An 18,410-nucleotide genomic window follows, 5' to 3' on the forward strand; every position below is an offset into this window, starting at 1 on the left:
AACATATTGTTATTACATATAAATGAATATATCCCTATTGTTCTTGTCCTCTCAGACTTCGTCCCCCTTCACGTACAGCCTCTTGAATCTGAGTTGTACTAATTACTGGTGTTGTAACTGTTTCGTTTGTTTGTGTTGTATTCGTGGCCGTTGATGTTGAATCTTCATAAGTATTGCCAACAGTTCCTGAAGTTGCATTAGCTTCCTGATTCTGACTATCTGTAGTTGCATTAGTTTCAACAATAATCTTTGAGTCAGTACTGGCCTCACCTTTAGACGTCTCAGTTGTCCTACTAGGAGCATTCATAGCTTCTGAATTAGTAGTTTTACCAACAGTGGTCTCCGGTGCTGATAAGGTAGTTGTACCCGTAGTACCATTAGATTTTTGCTCTGACTCTTGCAACAACTCTACTGAATTCGTAGCAGGCGTCTTTGGCACTGCTGACTGCTGCCATACATAATAGGTACCACTTAATACTATTATAATACCAATTACAACTGGCCAATACCCAATTCGTTGCCACAAGGTCGGCGTATGTTTTTCGTCTAAATGTTGCAATTCCGCCTTAGCTAGCATTAATTGTAGCTGTCCTTTAGTAGTCGAATCATCAGCATACGCTTGTTCAGCTTTATCAAGCCAAGTCTTAACTGAGCGAATGCGCTTCTCCATGTTGTCACTTGTCTTATTCATAACGGCCTCCTTTCATACTTACATACTCGTAAGAAAGGATGATTTTGTGAACTACTTATATCACATTAATCTGTTTTATTATAGCACAGATACGATATTTTATTAAGAATTCCTTGCAACTTCACGACTAGTTTATAATAATTTTTTAAAAAGTTTAACTTTTCAGCCTTTTTTAATCTAAAAATAAAATAAACTGCCCTGAAAGTTTTAACTTAACCGAGCAGTTCATCTTAATTTCTATATTTATTTTTACATTTATTTTCATTCAAAAACAAACTCTTTAGCTATTACAAAATAAGGTTAATCATTCCATATCTTGCGAGTGCGACTTAACATACCACGCAAACGTTTTATGCCTTGACGATGTAAACGATGAATATAGCTATTACTAGTAGATAATTCACCGGCTACCGAAGCAATGGAACGATCAGCTAAATACACCTGTTCCATTACATGGCGCTCATTGCCAGGTAAACGCTCTAAAGCCTCCACTACCACCTGTTGAAAGGCTTTTGATTCCACAGCCATTTCTATGGAAGGCCCTTCATCAGGTAATTGTTCCCACCAATATTCGTCATCTTCATTAGCAACACTTAATACAGTGCCACCCTTGCCCTCTTTTCGTAAGTAATCAAGGATACGCCCCCGTACACGGTGAACCGCATACAATGAGAAAGCAACACCTTTCGTATAATCAAAACGTTCCACCGCTTCAATTAAGCCTACCGTACCTTCTTGCACACAGTCCATCACATCATCCACTACTTGACGATGTGCCATAGCTTCGCGGAATACCAAGGGCTGGTAATGTTCAATGAGGGCCGTTCGTGCCGTTTCATCATCCCCATTGCGATACGCTTGCCATAAAGCTCGTTCTTCTTCTGGGGCTAATAATTTAATTTTTTCTAATTCAGCTAAATATGACGATAGCATAACGACCCTCCTTTCTTAATTAAAACTCATAACGCCATTGACCACCAATATACGAGTGATCATTGCTGTTCATCCAACCATTAATACTAAAGTTATTATTAATATCGTATTGAACACCATAGGACGTCAAATCATTATTAATCCCTTTACTTATAGTTACCATTAAATTAGGCAATAAATACTTACCAATTTCAATATTATAGTAACCATTTGTATCATCATTTACCGGTTCATTCGGATCTAACGAACCAGTTGTGATATTAATATGATCAAGGCCAAAAGTATCTTTTAAAGCACCTTCTACATAGCCCATTAAAGCTGAACGCACCCCAGCCGCTAATAACGCATTGGCATCATCAGAGGATACGCTACTATCATTGCCAGAGCTATAACCAAAAGTAAGTAAAGATACGATTTGACGATGCTCTAAATGAGGATCTGAGGTTAATTTTAAATCCATTTGCTCTACAGAGCCATTCACTTCCATATATACACGATATGAACGAACTCGCGATTCTGCCTTTACATGTAACCATGGTAAGAATGAGCCTTGCATAAAGTCAGCTTTACCTTCCGTAATCTTAAAGGTATTGTTCAAATACTTCAAAGTACCTTCTTTTACATGGAAGGAGCCTTCTACATGAGGGAACTCTGTAGTGCCACCAATATGAGCACCACCACCAAGAACAAAGTCATAAAGACCACTACTATATAAACGAACTTTTTTGCCCACATTAATCGTAAAATCTAAACCGATTGGGTCGCCCCCTTCAGTAGTTGTAAAGGATAAAGGAACCGTAATTCTATCTTTTTCTAAATCAAGATGTCCGACTACCGTTGGCAAGCCGTCTTTGAGCATAATCCCCACTTCACCATTTAATGGCCCTGAAAAATATTCATGTTCTACTTCTAAATTATTCAACTGCACAACACCAGCATAATTGGTTAAGCTAGTCCCTTGCCAACTTACTTCACCAGATAAACCTGCATTCCCTTTACCCATAGTAGCGCCGCCAATTAATTCAGCTTTCTGATTTTTGAAAATTAACTGCGCAGACACGTCCGCTAAATCTTTTTTCACTCCATCAAAATGAATTAACCCATTTTCCACACTAATGGTACCGTTAACCAATGGTTGATCATAATTACCAGTAATATGGAGGGCCCCTTTTAGTGGCCCTTCGCCTTTTGTAATAGTCGGGAACATAAGTGGCAATACAGCTAAATCAGCTTCATTCACATCTAAGGTCACATCCATAGCCGATGTATCCCCTGGCGGTAAATAACCTGATGTATAGAACGCAGCTAATGGCACAGTACCACGAAGTTTCGCTTTATACTCACCTCGTTGACCTACTAATTGTTGTAAGTGAATGACTTTATCTTCCATAGTCGCCATAGCATATACACGATCAAGGCCTACCCCATTATAACTAGCACCTGTTATTTCCGAAGATAATTCCACATGAGGATTTAAGGTCTTACCAGTTATATTAGCAATAAAATGGATATTGCCAGACGCAGGAATCGGTTCTTTCATCAACGGCATAAGCGCTTCAATAGCCACATTATTAGCCGCAATTTGAATATCACTATCTCCATCTAAATCGGCCGTCCCTACGGCAGCTAACATACCGCTACCAATAGGCAACTGACCTTTTCTAATTGTTACTTTTTTATCTTGTAGAGTTACTTCTAAATTAGCCGTGCCCCAAGGATTGCCACCTACTACAATATCATCAATAGTCCCTGTAAGTGTTATATCTGGATTCTTTAGCGTACCACCTACATCAACACGACCATTAATGAAACCACTTGTATCTGGTGCATTAATATTAGCAACCCGCAAGAAATTAGCTAGCTCACCATTTGTCATAGTCGCATAGCCAAATAGACGATGATTATCATCTAAGGACATCCCTCCATCAATGAGGAATTTGCCTTGTTCTCCTTCTTCAAAGGAAACTTTATCTAAATGAACTACCGTAGGATCTGCATAAATGCCACCAGCAACATTGCGTAAGGTCATACCATTAATACCGATTTCACTAGAACCTAAGGTACCTTGTACCACAGGCTTATCAAGCGTACCAGTAACAGTTCCTTCTACCGTAATATAGCCTTCCACATCTGCATAATCTTTAAGCCAAGGTCGTAAATAAATTGTATCGCCTAAAAAGTTAAAATTAAGCTGCCCATCTTTATAGCGACCATGGCCTCGAATAGTCGCCCCATACGCTTGTGCTATTAAATCACGAATACCAAATGAGTTATCACCATAACGGAACGCAAATCGGACATCACTAAATAGCTTTCCTTGCACTGACCCATCCCAAGCATGGACAAAGCCACGAGCTTGTGGATTAGCCAATGTCCCCTTAATTTCAGTACGCACATTAAGCCAACCCGTAACTGGCAATTCTGGTACAATGCTTTGCGCTACATTTTCAATACGCACAGAGTATGCACTAGCCTCTAAATCTAAAGCCTGAGAAGCCCCTAAATCAGCTGTCCCAACTAGATTATAATAGCCATGACCATCTTGCACAAAACCATTCGTAATAGTAACTAACTTATTTTGCATGGACAAATCAGCATATGCATTATCAAAACGAACACCTGCTACACGACCGCCTTCAGAGGCAAATTTAGCCGTTACCGTAGGGTTATTAAAAGCACCTTCTATCGTACCCGTAAGCGTGCCGGTCCCTTCCATAGGCTGTTGTGCATAATCACTAAACATACTTAAAGGAACATCTTTAGCATTAAAATTAAGTACTATATTCTCTGTAGTCGCTGTGCCATAAGCGGTAAAGCTACCTTCGCCAATGGTACCATTTAAGTAATTAATGCGATATTGTCCATCAGCACCATCAATCTGACCAGATAATGTATCAGTTACAATAGACTCATAGCCAATGCCATTCCCTTCAAACGTAGCAGCCACCGTTGGTGCCGCAGACTCTATATTTCCCTTCACATAGGCTTTACCACGAACAGCACCATGTAATGGCTCACCAATAGCTTGACCCACAAGCCCTAATGGAATATCTGTCCCTTCCAGCGACACTTCATAGTCTTGCGATTTTAGATTAAATTGCCCACGTCCACTTGCCTCGCCACCATTTAAGGCTAATTGTATGTCAGATATATCTAATACATCTTTGCTATAAGCTAACGTAGCAATACCTTTTTGTAAATTATAGCCTGCATAGGCAATATTATTAGCTTCCAAATTAGCATTTACAATAGGATCTGTGAAGGTACCATATACATGGGACACTGCACTCACAGAACCTGTAATGCCTTTGTCTAATAAAGTTTCAACTTGAATTTCTTGTCCCCGTAAGGTCAAATTAAGCGTTGGCGAATCCGAATCAGCCACGTCTACATTACCATGAGCAAAAAATTGTTGCCCATTAATAGCTACCCGACCATCCGTAACAGTAATCATCGTGCCATTAAAATTAACATGGCCTGCCCCTTGGCGGAGTTCATATGGCATTGGCCCTAAATCAGGATTGCTATAATCAACGGCCATATTCTTAATGTCAACGCCGCCTTCATAAGTTAAAGCACCCGCTTCACGTTTTATTGTCAATGCTACATTTTCAACAGTCCCCGCCAAAACTTGCGCACTCACATCAGCTGGAATTAAATCATTCAAGTAATCTAATGTTAAGGATGGCGCTTTAACAAATAAAGAAAAATCTGCTGACTCATCATTACTATACGACGCCTTTACCGTAACAGGCTGCGCATCTACATTAGCAGACAAAGCTCCATCAATAATCGGATAGTCCCCTAATTTAACAGCCCCATTGATGGCCGCGACCTCCGTCTTACGACCATTGAGCCAAGCTAGTTTAGCAAGCCCATTATTTAGAATAATATTGCCCCGAAATTCCATAGGCTTATCGCTGTCACTTTGTTTTACCAAGGACGTAATATTCCAAGTATTGTTAGTCGTTTCTACGGCATATACAGTGGGATCCGTTAATGTAACTGAATGAATCAGTCGCAGCGCTGACGATTGTGTAAATGGTAATTTAGCGGCTTCTAATATGTCTAATGATACTTCTGTATTAGGCACATCGGCAACTAACGCACCATGCTGATCCTTGATCTGCAAATCATCAATATGAACTGTCCCATCCCAGCCAATTTTAAAGCTTTTATACGAAGCAGTACCATTAATTGCTGTATTTAATTGTTCTTGTACGATAGGTCCTACTATTTGCTCGCCGACTGGCCGCATTAATTGTGCGCCACCAAATACTACAGCAAGCGCAACAGCTGCTGCCAGCCATCTTCGCTGTCCCTTTTTCATTTAAAACTCCTCGCACATAGCTAATACAATCTAAATATAGTAAACGTCAATAACGCTTTATTGGTTATGGTTATATCACTATTATTATACAGCAATCCCCACACTAAAATACACTTTATTTGCTAGCGTCAGCTACTAAAGCAGATAACATTTGACTTGCCTTAGCTTCATTAACTAACATTTCCGCACCACCAATTGGTGTTTCTAAAGGAACGCCCATAGCTGTTTCTAAAGAAGCTACCGCAATATTGTAATTAAATAAAGCATCTACATAATTATTACGAGCTGTTTCTAACTCTGTTTCTGCATCTAGTACATCAAGGTTAGTACCTACGCCAGCACGATAACGCAAGGATGCAATACGGAAGTTTTCTTGCCCTTGTTCTACCGCCACTTTAGTGCTTTGAATGGTCTGTTCTGCAGACTTCATATTTAAGTAGGCCTTACGAACTGCAAGATTAATGCTATCCATAGTTTGATAATTAGCTTCTTTTGCTTTTTCTAAATTTGCTTCTTGCACTTTAATGGTTTCTTTAGTAGCGCCACCGTCCCATAGACTCCAGGATACAGCTGCCCCAATTGTCCAGTTGTCATTATCGGTACCACCCCAGTCACTGCCAGACCAAGCCTGCTTTGCAGTAGCACTTAAGGTTGGTAAATAACCTGATTTAGCCGACTTAATAGCTTCTTCTGCTGCTTTTACAGCCATCGTACTCTGAACAAGTTCTGCACGATGAAGCATTGCATAAGCCTGAGCTTCATCAAGACCTACATTATAAGGTTTATACCCAAGGGTACTATCCGCTGTTTCAACACTAGTATTTACAGGTAAACCGATGGAATTATTAAGTGTTGCTTCTGCTAAATCAGCAGCATTTTTAGCTTCTACTAAAGAAGTCTGCGCATTAGCCAAGGAAGTCTGCGATGCTAATACATCGGACTTCGCAACAATCCCTACATTATATTGTTGATTAACATTCGTTAAATGCCCATCATAATCTTTTACAGCTTGCTGTGCAATATCTACCTTATTGCGAGCCTGAATGAGCGTAAAATAGTTAGTAGCCGCCGTTAATTTAGCCGTTTGGCGCTCAGCTTCTAAGGCTGCATTATAACCTTCACGAGAATATCGTGCTGATTCAATAGCTGCTTCTGTCTTGCCACCAGTATAAATAGGTACAGCTAAGGTAAATGTATTACTAGCAGATTCACCTACTACGGTAGCACCAGTTACTTGACTGGTACTACTACCACGACCACCACTATAGCCATAACTAATTGTAGGGTTTTTAGCTGCTGCCGTTGCACTTACTTGTGCTTTAGCTGCTTCATAAGCCCAACCAGCTTGACGTACATCACGATTATTATTTAAAGCTAATGCTACTGTATGAGGCAATGTTAACGATACTTTATCGCCAATAACTTCATCGGTAGCTATTTTATTCGCTACTGTTTGTTGTGTTGTAACTAAGGCCGCTTGCTGATATTTTTTAAGTTTACTATCTGTTACTGTACTATCACCTGTTGTAGTATCTGCTGCCCATACGCTAGTAGCTGTTAACGCTAACATAACAGCCAAAGAGAGTGCTTTTTTATTTACCATCCTTATTACCTCCAAGTATTAAAAGACATGTCGAATGCCATAGAAATTACCACCGTTTTCAGCACTAAAAGGTCGAATAAATTGCGCCACCGCATAGGTGTCTTCAAATAAACGAATCTCACTGCGAATACGGTAACGTGTATCGTTTAAATCCATAACAGCTGCTGAGATAACAAAGGGGCCATTTAAACCATAATCTAAACCGATGCCCACATCACCATCAAAGAGTCCGCCACGGAATAATAAATCATCAGCTACAAACTTACCATAAGTAAGTTCTAAATGACTATCGTCACCAATATTAGTCGCCCCTAAAGTAAACATACTCTTGCCAAACTGCAAACGAAAATCTGCATTTGGATTATATTTATTTAAAGTAGTGTTATATAACAGCTCCATATTGGCGCTAGCCTTAAAAGGGTACTTTTTTCCAGAATCATCACGGCTATCTACATCTCCACCAGTTAGACGATTTAACTTCGTTGTCAATTGAGCTGTATTATGCAACGTTTCTTTAATATCCTTACTACTTTGTGGATCTGTTACGACCCCTTCCATAGAGGCAGCCATATTATTTAAACTAGTGGTAGTCGTTTTTAAATTACTTAAAATTGCTCGCATATCACTAGCCGCTTGACCATCACCATTTAATTCCGTTAACGAGGTATCTAATTGTTGCGTTACATCAGTCATATTACGAGTAATATTCGCCATATTAGCAGTAATTTCATTTAAATTACCTTCATTAGCTGCTACCATCTGATTCATTCGAGCTGTAAGTTCAGCTGTATTATTAGCGATGGATTCTGTAGTCCGCAAAGCATTACGCAAAGACGTCTGAGTTTGCACATCACCAATAATATTATTAATGGAACCTACCGTTTTATTGATTTCTTCCATCAATACCGTAGCTTGTTTCATGGTCTTATCAATGTCACTTTGACCATCACCACGAATCTTATCACCGTCTTTTAAATACGATTTTGAATGACCTGGTGTAATCTGGATGAACTTATCACCTAAAATTCCATCATTAGCTAAAATAAATTCAGAATCTACCGGAATCTCCGTATCCTCTTTAATTTCCATCGTCAAAGTAACCCCTTTGGCGGTTACTTCCATATCCGTTACACGCCCTACAGCGACACCAGAATACTTAATCTGATTGCCTGTCTTTAAGCCTGTTACAGACTGAAATTCCCCAATAATCTGCATTTGCGGCGGTTGAAATAATTCTAATCGACCTAGGAATATGACACAAGCCGCAAATAAGCAAAGGCCAATTACGGTAAACAAGCCTACCTTAGCCTCCGTGCTCCACTTCATTTATTCGATCCCCCTATCTGCGGTTTCAAGCATATCACCGCCATGTATAAACTGTTGTACCAACGGATTCTTAGATTTTTTAAACTCCGCTGGACTCGAAACTTCAATAAATTTACCATTATCCAATAAAGCGATGCGATCCGCCACATAAAAAGCCGATTGCATATCATGCGTAACTACAATAGAGGTACAGTGAAAATGTTTTTGCATACCTCGAATCAATTGGCTAATGGTCCCTGACGTAATAGGGTCAAGCCCTGACGTAGGTTCATCATATAAGATAATACTTGGGTTTAAGGCAATGGCCCTAGCCAAGCTAATTCGCTTTTTCATACCACCAGATAATTCGCTGGGCATATAATCGCCTGTATCTGGCAAACCAACTAAATCTAACTTTTCTTGCACAATATCTTTAATATCAGCATTTTTCATTTCTGTATGTTGCCGCAAACCAAAGGCTACATTTTCTGAGACAGTCATAGAGTCAAATAAGGCAGAATATTGAAATACCATGCCCATTTTTTCACGTACCTTATTGAACTCATCTTCAGCTAAACCAACTACATTCGTTCCATCTACAAGAATTCGGCCACTATTTGGTTGTTGTAAACCAATAACGAGACGTAAAATTGTACTTTTACCGGCCCCACTACCACCCAGAACAACCAAGGTTTCACCATCTTCTATTTTTAAATTCACATGATCAAGAATGACTCGGTCTTCATAGGCCACTACCACATCTTGCAGTTCAATCATGAATCTATCCTCAACTTCTATTTAATTTAATATAACAACAACGATAAAAAGTAATTGAGTACAAATACCAAAATAATACTTGTCACTACCGAACTAGTTGTCGAATTACCAACCGCAGCGGCTCCCATCTTAGTATACATACCTTTGTAGGACCCCACTAAGGCTATAACGGCCCCAAATACACTGGCCTTAATTAAACCATAGGTTAAATCACTAGTTACGGCAAATAATTGAATGGAATCTGTATAGGTCATACCCGCCATGCCTTTGAACACAGTAGCCACTACATAACCGCCACCAATGCCAATAAGCACGCCATAAAAGGCCAAAATAGGCACCATAATCATACAAGCAATTACACGGGGTACCACTAAATAACCAATAGGATTAACAGCCATCACTTTAAGCGCATCAATCTGTTCGGTTACTTTCATAGTCCCTAATTCAGCAGTAATAGCAGCCCCTACACGCCCGGCTAGCACGACGCCTACTAAAACAGGCCCCAGTTCACGCCCCATAGCAATGGCCATAATGCCACCAACAGTACCTTGAGCGCCATAGCGAATCAAAATATCTGTAATTTGCAAGGTCATAACAGCCCCAGCAAATAATAATGTCAAACTAATAATAGGTAGCGAATCGACACCCAAATGAGCCATTTGATATATAACATGCCGCCAGTTAGCCTGTCGTAATTGTTTTATTGTTTGTCCAATTAAAATAACTGCTTCGCCACAACGCGTTAACCACAGCAGTACTTCTCGGCCAATCGCTTCTATCCAATGCAAGGATATTCCTCCTCTTACAACTAAGCCTATTCAGCTTTCAATTTCCATGTTAGCAAAAATTTTACTGAACATGATTACTACCCCTCATTTTAGCACAAAACTAGACGCATTGTCATCAGTACCAACGAGGAAACTGCCTATTTTTTTCGATTATTTTTAAAAATTTTCACTTCTTTTACAATTTGGGTCATGTATCATTCATACTCCCCTTATTCTTGTTTAAGAATATGCCAAAATAAAGAAAAAGCTATATGACCAATCAAGTCAGATTAGTCATATAGCTTTTTGTATGCGGAGGCCAAATCTTTAGCCTAATTAGTATTTGTTTCATCAGAAACAGTAGAGTCACTACTTTCATTTTCAGATTCTGTTGGTTTTACGTCCTCTTTATGGCTGTCCTCTACCTTTTCAGTGCTAACACTATCTTTTGCCGTGGCTGGCTCAGAAGCAGCTTTTTTAGAATCCTCTTTTGTAGCTGCGTCCTTATTAGCCTCTTCCTTCTTTGATTCTTCTTTTAACTTTTTAGCATGTTCTTTCGCCAGTTTTGCTTTGGCTTTATCTCGATCAGCTGGTGACATAATCGTTAAGACAAACTGACCGTCACCACGAATAACATACTCTGTATCGATTTTAGCTTTATATGGCTCTTTGTCATTTTTATCATCAATACCTGGAATATTTTCCTTAGCTTTAGCCTTTGGTACAGCCCCAGGAATTGGAGTATCTTCTACACCATCAATTTTAGCACTCTTAGTCGTTGTACTATCACCGTCTTCAACCATACTTACGCCATCTTCTAAAATTTCAACCACAATCTGATTATTCGTATCAGTATTGCGTAATTCCTTGTAGAACTCGTCAAAATCTTTATACGTTTTCAAACGGCGAATGATTTCATCTGTTAAATTGTATTTTTGCTTTTCTAACAGATACGGCAATGGTATAACGCCACCACCACGAACTTCTAAGGTCACTTCACCTAGTGGTTGATCCTTTGGCACTGTGAAGAAAATTTCCTTAGTTACCGGTTCACCACGAAACGGCTGTAAATTAACATTAATAACAATCGTATCACCAGGAGATGCTACAGCCGGTGACAAAGTCGCATCTGCAATCATAGCCGTCTTCGTATCTTTAGTAACCGCTGCATCTACTTGAATGCCTGCAATTTCATAATTAATGAAACGATTATTCATAAGCGCATCTAAAATATTATAAAATTCATCTACACTTTTTACGCCAATGGATTCAGACGAATAGAACATGTTAGTTCTCTCTAAGATAGGTATTTTATTATCTCTTGGTTGAATCTTCACCGTTACAGTAGAAGTACCTTCACCGCTGCGATCAAGGGTCTTACTTAAAAAGCTATACATAGCAGTGGCTCCTAAAGTTGGTGTCAACTCATCGGCTTCTACCACTTTTACACCTGCTTCACGAGTATGATTCATGTCTAAATCGCGAATAGTGATGCCCATCGGAATCCCACTGATAATTTTTCCTGAAGTACCAGCAATCCCGGCCCCTCGGTCTTCTGTAATGGCCCCAACTTCTGCACCCATTGAGCCCAACTTAAATCCAGAATCCACACTTTTTACAACGGTGAAAATAGAGGCATTATGCATAAAGTAACCTACAGATCCACGTTTCAAAAAGGGATGTCCAAAAGCAACTACTTTATCATTATCTACATATGTAACAGTACCAATGGCACCTAATTTTAAATCCCCATCGACTAACAACGCTGCCACTGAACCGCCAGCCTTCAAGGGTTTAGCTACCTCATCACCATCAGCAGCCGCCGTATCATAGGTACTATATTGATAATCTGGCAATTTATTTTTCATATATGTTAAGGACTCTGGATCAAATCCATATGCCATAAGTGGAGTTCCCAAAGGAATCAACTGACTATCACGCCAAGGATTCGCTAGATTTTTCTCATAAGGAATATTCCACATCTTAACCATATCTTCAATCGGTGTAATCATACCAATCGTGCCATCAGCAAAGCCCCAACCATAAGCAACAGCACCGACTAATTTGCCATTTATATAAGCAGGGCTACCACTCATGCCATGAACAATCCCGCCGGTCTGATCCATAATAGGGCCTGAAAACTTAGCTAAAATCAAATCACCTGAAGGGCCACGATCTTTCATAACACCTAATACTTTTAAATTAAAACTGGATATATCGTCACCAGTCACAACGGTATCAACATGCCCTTCCATTCCCGTACGCACATCTGACACAGGCAAGAAATCAACAGCCTGCGCTGAAGATGCTACTGTACAATAAAAGAAAAGCGCCAGTACACCTTTCATATACCGGCGTGATGAACGAATGAACTTCATTCATATCTCCTCTCTATACTATTTACCATCAACCACGGCTACAACCTGAGCACGTGTTACTTGATCGCCATTCTTTACGGATACATTGGTAACTACACCGTTAACCGTAGAACGAGCAGCTGGCATTGGACCCGTTAAAGATTGAACAGTAACAAGTACATCCCCTTCTTTAACAGCAGTACCTACTGGTACTACCGACACTACTTGTCCAGTTAACACTGACTCTTGGTTGACATTGGCTGCGGAGGCATTGAAAACAAAGCCGGTTGCTACGCTTAAGCCAATAGCAGCCATTACAAAAAATTTCATATATTTTTTCATATAAATTCCTCCTTTGACTAACGTCTATATATATTATAACACGAAATAGCAAATTTATTGGGGAAAGATTAGAAAGTGCGTATATTGAGCGGGGCCATTCGCCGTTTGATCACGGTGTAAATAGGTGCCATTAACCCATATATCAGTATCAGTTTGCCCCCCTATATCTAAGCCATTAATAGCGCCTAAGTTTTTAAGCAAACGACCACCTTGCGGCAAAGTAATACCTGTATACGCCCGATAATTACCGGTTGCTGCAAGGACAATTAATGTGCCGTCAGGGTTTACCCCTAGTAAAGTCCGTCCACGAAATTGACCATCATCATGGCCAGTTACTACTGAATCACGTAAAACAATAGCCTGTCCTTCAGCAACTAGTGTACCGGCTCTACTAATAGAAACTACAGGTTTTATAATTTGTAAATCTACCACATCACCAATCATGAGTTTATCCAATACTGGTATCATTGTGCCATGAGCAGATAATACAATATCCCCAGTCGTAATAGGTGAATTAGCTTTTGTTTTAGCCACTACTACATTCTTTCGAATCGTCACTTCTTGACCGTATACATTGGTATGGGTATACGTCCCATAATCCGTATTATAAGCAATTAATTCATTTTCACCACGAGGTTTATTAACACCATTTACAATATATGATGTTTCACCTTCAGTTAATTGCAAGGTTGGCGTCTCTAATGAAAATACATAACCTTGACTTGGTATATACTGAATCATTGCAGTAGGCGTAATCGCTGAAGCTTTTAAAATATTTACGCCATCAGCTTGACCTCTTTCAGGTTCAATTTTACCGTTTATGTCTTCAGCACTAAACTTATCTCTAACTGTGTCTACATTTACTAACCCTACAGCAATAGCACCTGCAGGCGCCACATCTTGTAACACTTCGCCATCGCCCGCAGCCTCTATTCGCTTACCCCCTTCTGAAGGAACAAATTCTAATACATCAACCTTCACTCGACCTGTATCAGTATTCGTATCCCACTGAGTATAGGTTACACCAGATTTCAAAGTCTTCATTGTCCGTTGCTCATATGTATTAAACAAATCAAGAACAACACGATCTGGTTGATTTAATGTAAAAATATGGTGTCGCACATTTTGATTCACTGTCAGACTCATATCAAGTCCATCGTCAGTAGTGCTTAAACTCACACCTTTTAACACCCCAGTAGTGCGATTATTATATTGAACGGGACCAGTAGTCTTATTAGTAGTATCTCGCAAATGTACTTTTAACTGCTGTGCTTTTTCATTATAAATGGAGCTCCAGCCATCAGGAAGACCCTGCATATCTAAAACGACTCTCGTCTGCCCCATTTCATTGGTTGCACGAACGGCTGTCAAATCTGCAGCAGTACAATGAAATAAAGCGCCCGCTCCCATAAGACCTGCTAACACAGCTATTTTGAGCTTTTGCTTATATGCGTTCATAGTCCCTCCTAAAATGATTACCTACTCTATCCCTTACAGACTGCAATACACTAACAGCCTTCACAAATACAAATTCATATATTCAAAATATATATATTTTATTATATACACACGCCTTAAAACGGCAAAAATAAAGAGCCTTATTTTTTATTATATCATATCCACTCGTTGAAATGATGAAATATCCCCATATAAAAAGTGAGCTCTTAAAGAGCTCACTCATAATGTATAGCTAATATTTTATTGTAATTCTTCCAAACTATCTTGGAAGCGATCCATTTCACGAAGGGCCCGTCCCGTCCCTACAATAACAGAATATCTTGGATTATCTACTAAATAAGCAGCCACGCCAATAGCACGTGTAATCAAACGGTCAAAACCACTGATAAGCGCACCGCCACCGGTCAAAATAATACCATGATCACAAATTTCTGCTACTAATTCTGGCGGGGTTTTCTCTAAGATATCCTTAATCCCTTCCAAAATAGTATTTACTGGCCGTTCAAGAGCCTTTTGTACTTCTTTAGATGTTACTGTAATCGCCTGTGGCAAACCACTAACGATGTCGCGTCCTCGTACGGTAATTTCCTCAATAGGCGCTTTTCGGTCTACAGTACCAATAGCAATCTTAACTTCTTCAGCAGTGCGACGGCCAATCAGTAATTTGCGGCGACGTTTAATATAGTCAATAATGGCTTCATCAAACTTATCGCCCCCCATCCGAAGGGACTTACTCACTACTACACCAGTAGTGCAAAGAACGGCTACGTCCGTAGTGCCACCACCTACATCCACAACAATCGCCCCTGCTGAGGCGGCTTTATCTAAACCCGTGCCTAATGCAGCGGCCAACGGTTCTTCAATAAGCACCGTTTTACGCGCCCCTGTTTGTAGTACGGCTTCAATAACAGCACGTTTTTCCACTGGTGTAATGCCAGAAGGAACACAAATTACTACACGAGGTTTAAATAATGTTGAGGCAGGCAATACACTTTTAATATAATAACGAAGCATAAACTCCGTCATGTCATAATTATTGATAACCCCATCTTGAAGCGGTCGAATAACTTCAATATCAGCTGGTGTTCGCCCTAACATAATCCGTGCATCTTCACCGACAGCCACTACTTCATGAGTATGAATATTCCAAGCTACATAAGCAGGTTCATCAAGAACAACGCCTTTACCTTTTATGAAAATCAAAACATTAGTTGTACCCAAGTCAATGCCGATATCGTAGGCCCACCACAAAGCTAAGCGTTCAAACGGTGAAATGCTAGTGCGATTCTTACGACTCTGATTCTTAGGCGTTGTCGTAGCAATAGGTTGCGTGCTTCGTTTGCGTCGCTCCGCCCGCTTCTGCAAAACGTCAGCACGACTTACTTTCTTCTTACTCGTCCACCCGAACAATGTCAGCACCTAGCCCTTTTAATTTGCCTACTAGGTTATCATAGCCACGGTCAATATGAGATAACTGTGTTACTTTGGTAACCCCTTCAGCTGCTAAACCAGCACAAACTAAGGCAGCCCCAGCTCGTAAATCAGTGGCCCGTACTTCAGTGCCCTTTAATTTAGACACCCCATCAACAATAGCACGACGCTCTTCAATACGAATCTGAGCACCCATTTTTTTCAACTCATCTACATGCATAAAACGGTTTTCAAATACCGTTTCCATTACTGTACTTGTACCTTCCGCAATAGTAGTAAAGGCCATAAACTGTGCTTGCATATCAGTTGGAAATCCTGGATATGGCAATGTTTTAATATCCACAGCCTTCACATGTCCATCAGAAACAACGCGAATGCCGTCTACGTCTTCTTCAACACGCACGCCTGCTTCTTTAAGCTTAGCTACAACTGGTTTCAAATGCTCTGACAAGGCATTCTCTACATATACATCGCCGCCAGCCATAGCCGCTGCAATTAAATATGTACCCGCTTCAATACGGTCAGGAATTACTGTATGAGTAGCTCCTTTTAACTCTTTAACACCTTGAATACGAATTACATTAGTACCAGCACCGCGAATATCAGCACCCATACTATTCAAATAGGTTACTAAATCAACAATTTCCGGTTCTTCAGCAGCATTTTCAATAATAGTCTTACCTTCTGCCATAGACGCTGCCATAATCACATTTTCTGTAGCGCCTACACTTGGGAAGTCTAAATAAATCTGATTGCCTTTTAGACCTTCTGGTGCAGTAGCTAATACATAACCATCACCCATTTCAATAGTAGCACCTAAAGCTTCAAAGGCTTTTAAATGTAAATCAATCGGGCGACTACCGATAGCACAGCCGCCAGGTAAAGAAATACGCGCTTCCCCACGACGCGCCAATAAAGGCCCCATCACTAAAAAGGACGCCCGCATGCGGCGTACTAATTCATAGGGAGCTTCTGTAGCCGTAATGTTAGCGGCATCAAATCTAATTTCTTCCTTAGCTTCATCTCTAGTAACTTTAACCCCTAAAGAGGCGATTACTTCGCAAATTGTATGTACATCCTCTAAATGAGGCACTTCTACTAATCGACTTGGTGTCGATGCTAACATAGTGGCCGCAATAATCGGCAACACCGCATTTTTAGCGCTACTTACACGTACGCGACCATTCAACGGTTTACCTCCGTTAATGATGAGCTTTTCCAACAATACTTCCTCCCATAATGCAATCTATTCATCTATAGTCAAGATAGTTTTATCCATAAATTCTACCTTATAGTATACTTTAAATCAGCTTGTTCAGCAAGTACCCTATAGACGTAAAAAGAGGAACCTTCTTACGAAGGCTCCCCCTTATAATCACTGAATTTTTAACAATTAACGAGCTTTCATGGATTTTAATTTGCGATCTAAACGATGAATAGTATCTACAAAACGAACTGTACCTGTTTTATAACGCATTACTACAGATTCAGTACGAGCACCACCAGCAAAATATTTAATACCAGCTAAAATATTACCTTCAGTAATAGCTGTAGCAGAGAAAATAACATCTTCTCCATGTACTAAATCATCAATTGTTAATACTTTATTTAAATCCGTAATCCCCATAGCATGGCAACGACGAACTTCTTCTTCATTTTCTGGTAACAAACGAGCTTGCATATCCCCACCAGTACATTTCAAAGCAGCTGCTGCCAACACGCCTTCTGGAGCACCGCCAGTACCGATAACCATATGGATACCAGAACCTTCAAGACCACATTCCATAGCTGGATTTACATCACCGTCAGTAATCAAACGAATACGAGCACCAGCTTGCCGGCATTCACGCATAATTTCTTCATGACGTGGACGATCTAACATAACAACGGTTAAATCATCAATACCACGTTCCATTTTTTCAGCTACACGACGTAGATTTTCAGTAACACTAGCATTTAAGTCGATAACCCCTTTAGCACGAGGACCTACACACAATTTTTGCATGTACATATCTGGTGCATGAAGAAGGCCACCTTTAGGTGCTATAGCTAATACAGCAATAGAACCATTTTGCCCTTTTGCAATTAGGTTGGTCCCTTCAATAGGATCCACCGCAATATCTACAGCTTCACCACCAGCACCTACTTCTTCACCAATATACAACATTGGTGCTTCATCAATTTCCCCTTCACCAATAACAACAGTACCAGAAATTGGCACAGTATCAAAGGTCTGGCGCATAGCATCTACAGCGAGTTGATCAGCGCCGTCTTTTTCACCACGACCTAATAAACGACCACTACGAAGCGCTGCAGCTTCTGTTACACGTACGAATTCCAAAGCTAATGTTCTATCCACAGTTCGTTACCTCCTTAAAATGCCCGTTTTACATAGGCAGGGCCACACCTGTTCCCA

13 protein-coding genes are annotated in these 18,410 nt (G+C 40.1%); all 13 read right to left on the reverse strand.

What is annotated here, in order from left to right; all coding sequences use genetic code 11:
* Positions 1-34: 34 nt before the first annotated feature.
* Positions 35-691 carry a hypothetical protein gene (locus tag NFR27_RS06665; RefSeq protein WP_251443480.1) on the reverse strand — a complete coding sequence of 219 codons (657 nt, stop codon included), beginning with the start codon at positions 689-691 and terminating at the stop codon, positions 35-37.
* 300 nt (positions 692-991) lie between these two features.
* On the reverse strand, positions 992-1,624 hold the full coding sequence (locus NFR27_RS06670) for a sigma-70 family RNA polymerase sigma factor (protein ID WP_251443483.1): 633 nt from the start codon (positions 1,622-1,624) through the stop codon (positions 992-994).
* A 19-nt stretch (positions 1,625-1,643) separates the two neighbouring features.
* Positions 1,644-5,954: a translocation/assembly module TamB domain-containing protein gene (locus tag NFR27_RS06675; RefSeq protein ID WP_251443486.1), complete on the reverse strand. Its 4,311-nt coding sequence runs from the start codon at positions 5,952-5,954 to the stop codon at positions 1,644-1,646.
* Positions 5,955-6,069: 115 nt separating this feature from the next.
* Positions 6,070-7,557 (reverse strand): TolC family protein, encoded by a 1,488-nt coding sequence (locus tag NFR27_RS06680; RefSeq protein ID WP_251443489.1) that lies wholly within the window; start codon positions 7,555-7,557, stop codon positions 6,070-6,072.
* An 18-nt stretch (positions 7,558-7,575) separates the two neighbouring features.
* A complete protein-coding gene (locus NFR27_RS06685; RefSeq protein ID WP_251443492.1) occupies positions 7,576-8,883 on the reverse strand; it encodes an MlaD family protein in 1,308 nt (435 codons plus the stop codon).
* Positions 8,884-9,639 carry an ABC transporter ATP-binding protein gene (locus NFR27_RS06690; protein WP_251443495.1) on the reverse strand — a complete coding sequence of 252 codons (756 nt, stop codon included), beginning with the start codon at positions 9,637-9,639 and terminating at the stop codon, positions 8,884-8,886.
* Between the two features lie 26 nt (positions 9,640-9,665).
* On the reverse strand, positions 9,666-10,427 hold the full coding sequence (locus NFR27_RS06695) for an MlaE family ABC transporter permease (RefSeq protein ID WP_251443498.1): 762 nt from the start codon (positions 10,425-10,427) through the stop codon (positions 9,666-9,668).
* Between the two features lie 311 nt (positions 10,428-10,738).
* On the reverse strand, positions 10,739-12,784 hold the full coding sequence (locus NFR27_RS06700; RefSeq protein ID WP_251443500.1) for a SpoIVB peptidase S55 domain-containing protein: 2,046 nt from the start codon (positions 12,782-12,784) through the stop codon (positions 10,739-10,741).
* 18 nt (positions 12,785-12,802) lie between these two features.
* On the reverse strand, positions 12,803-13,105 hold the full coding sequence (locus tag NFR27_RS06705; RefSeq protein WP_251443503.1) for a biotin/lipoyl attachment domain-containing protein: 303 nt from the start codon (positions 13,103-13,105) through the stop codon (positions 12,803-12,805).
* Between the two features lie 54 nt (positions 13,106-13,159).
* Positions 13,160-14,563, reverse strand: a complete 1,404-nt coding sequence (locus tag NFR27_RS06710; RefSeq protein WP_251443506.1) for a phosphodiester glycosidase family protein — start codon at positions 14,561-14,563, stop codon at positions 13,160-13,162.
* A 240-nt stretch (positions 14,564-14,803) separates the two neighbouring features.
* On the reverse strand, positions 14,804-15,982 hold the full coding sequence (gene mreB / locus NFR27_RS06715) for a rod shape-determining protein (RefSeq protein WP_277612540.1): 1,179 nt from the start codon (positions 15,980-15,982) through the stop codon (positions 14,804-14,806).
* Entirely contained in the window at positions 15,954-17,216 is a 1,263-nt protein-coding gene (murA, locus tag NFR27_RS06720) for a UDP-N-acetylglucosamine 1-carboxyvinyltransferase (RefSeq protein WP_251443509.1), read from the reverse strand. Before murA ends, mreB begins: the two co-directional genes overlap by 29 nt.
* Before the next feature lie 171 nt (positions 17,217-17,387).
* A complete protein-coding gene (gene glpX, locus NFR27_RS06725) occupies positions 17,388-18,353 on the reverse strand; it encodes a class II fructose-bisphosphatase (protein WP_251443511.1) in 966 nt (321 codons plus the stop codon).
* Between the last annotated feature and the right edge of the window lie 57 nt (positions 18,354-18,410).

The sequence above is a fragment of the Veillonella intestinalis genome (genome assembly GCF_943192895.1).
GTDB lineage: Bacteria > Bacillota > Negativicutes > Veillonellales > Veillonellaceae > Veillonella_A > Veillonella_A intestinalis.